This window comes from Stenotrophomonas maltophilia group sp. SKK55 (assembly GCF_057179845.1).
This window is the reverse complement of record NZ_JBXUHP010000023.1, coordinates 1-1,860: the sequence shown is the minus strand read 5'-3', so window position 1 is coordinate 1,860 and position 1,860 is coordinate 1. Positions and strand designations below refer to the sequence as shown.

Sequence of the window (1,860 nt, the reverse complement as noted above, 5' to 3'; positions counted from 1 at the left end):
TGGAGCACATCCGGTCAGCTCACCTTCCACAGCATGTATGCGGCAGTAATGAAGATCAGTACTGCAAATACCGTGTTCAGAGCTCCACGATAGTTGGCAAGCTTCGTCGAAATTGCTGCTCCTGCAGTACCGCCAGCCATCCCGGCAACGACGAACACTGCCGCGAGCTTCCAGTTGATCAGGCCTGCATGCGCGTAGTTCAGTGCGGTGGTCATGCCGAATGCGGCGACGGCGAGGAGCGAGCTTCCGACTGCGGCAATGATCGGCATTCCCGTCGCGGCCACAAGTGCGGGCACGATGAGGAAACCTCCGCCAATGCCAAAGAAGCCAGAAAGCCCACCGGCAGTGGCGCCCAGCCCAATCAGTGCGGGTGCATTGCGCCTGCCGAGCCGAGCGTCCGCGAAGCCAAGCGTGTTGCGCCTGCGAAGCATGGCGATGCCGACAATGACCATGACCACAGCAAACAGAGCCAGCAGTCTCTTGCCGTCGAACGCCTTGCCCAAGCTGGAACCCAGGTAGGCGCCCGCGATCCCCGCCAAGGCGAAGACCGAGGCACAGGGCCAGCGAACATTCCCTTTACGGGCATGCATCACCAGATTCGACACCGCATTGACCGCCACTGCCAGGGCGCTGGTGCCGATAGCCACATGCGGATCTTCCACCCCGACCACGTAGAGCATCAGTGGTACCGCAAGGATGGATCCGCCCCCACCAACCACGCCAAGGACGAAGCCGACCAGGACGCCAGACAGGCCGCCCAGCACCCACTGCAGCATAGATAGCGTTTCCATATGTCAGTCGGCGGACGCCGGACCTTGCTGCAGCCGTGTTGCGATGGAGGAAAGGTCGTAGCCTGCGTCCGAAGCAACAGACAGGACGTCAGCAAATGCCGCTCCATTGTGAACGACTTCCGACAGCGCCCACAGCATCGCAGCACGGGTGCCGGTTCTGCAGTACGCGACAACAGGGCGTGGCAGCGCGTCGATCAACTTGGCAAAGGTATGCACCTGATCATCGGTAATAACACCAGGCACTACCGGAAGATAGGCAAACTGCATGCCCGCCTGGTCGCAGGCAGCCTGCAGCGCATGGTGACTGGGCTGCTCCGGCTGTTCGTCGTCGGGCCGGTTGCAGATCACGCTCGCAAAGGCCTGCTCCTTCAGGGCTTCAATGTCCTTTGGCAGGAGCTGACCGGACACCTTGAGGCTGGCAGAGAGTGGCTTGAGGTTCATGGTTGTCCCGTAGTTGCGGTGGGGCGATGAATGAGGCCATGCAGGAGCACGCCAGCGATCATTGCCGTGGCAAAGATGATCGCGAAGGGCTGGCCGGTTCCCAGCAACGCGATGGCCGGGCCGGGACACACTCCGGCCAGTCCCCAACCCAGGCCGAATATCGCCGCACCGATGACCAGGCGCCGATCGATGATGCGAAGGGTGGGAATGTGCAGCGATGCGGCAAGCAGTGGTGTTCCTCGGGCGCGTATCCACAGGTAGGCTGCGCCGGAAGGAATCAGTGCGCCCAGCATGACCAGCGCCAGGGAGGGGTCCCAGGCGTCGCTCACATCCAGGAAAGCAAGCACGCGGGCTGGGTTGGCCATATCGGATACGACCAGGCCCAATCCGAAGAGTGCGCCGCACAGGAACGCGGCAAGACGGATCATGCCGGGCCTCCGGTCGCAATCTGTACCAGGGTTGCCGTGGCCATGCCCACGAGCATGAACACGCAGGTCGCCACCACCGAACGCGGCGATGCCCGGCCTAGTCCGCAGACACCGTGCCCACTGGTACAGCCAGCGCCAAGGCGAGTTCCGTAACCCACCAGCAGTCCGGCAATCACCAATACCACTGCTCCGTTTGCGGA

Annotated in this window: 4 protein-coding genes; all 4 read right to left on the bottom strand. The window is 62.4% G+C overall.

Annotation, left to right across the window (positions count from 1 at the left end; all coding sequences use genetic code 11):
- Nucleotides 1-14 precede the first annotated feature (14 nt).
- Nucleotides 15-776: a sulfite exporter TauE/SafE family protein gene (locus AC2A1N_RS13620; protein WP_005420845.1), complete on the bottom strand. Its 762-nt coding sequence runs from the start codon at nucleotides 774-776 to the stop codon at nucleotides 15-17.
- Between the two features lie 18 nt (nucleotides 777-794).
- Complete coding sequence (locus AC2A1N_RS13615; RefSeq protein WP_005420843.1) at nucleotides 795-1,232, bottom strand: protein tyrosine phosphatase family protein; 438 nt, start codon at nucleotides 1,230-1,232, stop codon at nucleotides 795-797.
- Nucleotides 1,229-1,660: a DUF6691 family protein gene (locus AC2A1N_RS13610; RefSeq protein WP_005420840.1), complete on the bottom strand. Its 432-nt coding sequence runs from the start codon at nucleotides 1,658-1,660 to the stop codon at nucleotides 1,229-1,231. The genes AC2A1N_RS13615 and AC2A1N_RS13610 overlap by 4 nt, the downstream gene beginning before the upstream one ends.
- A partial coding sequence (locus AC2A1N_RS13605) for a YeeE/YedE family protein (RefSeq protein ID WP_484372580.1) occupies nucleotides 1,657-1,860 on the bottom strand: 204 nt, incomplete at its 5' end. The genes AC2A1N_RS13610 and AC2A1N_RS13605, both read right to left, overlap by 4 nt.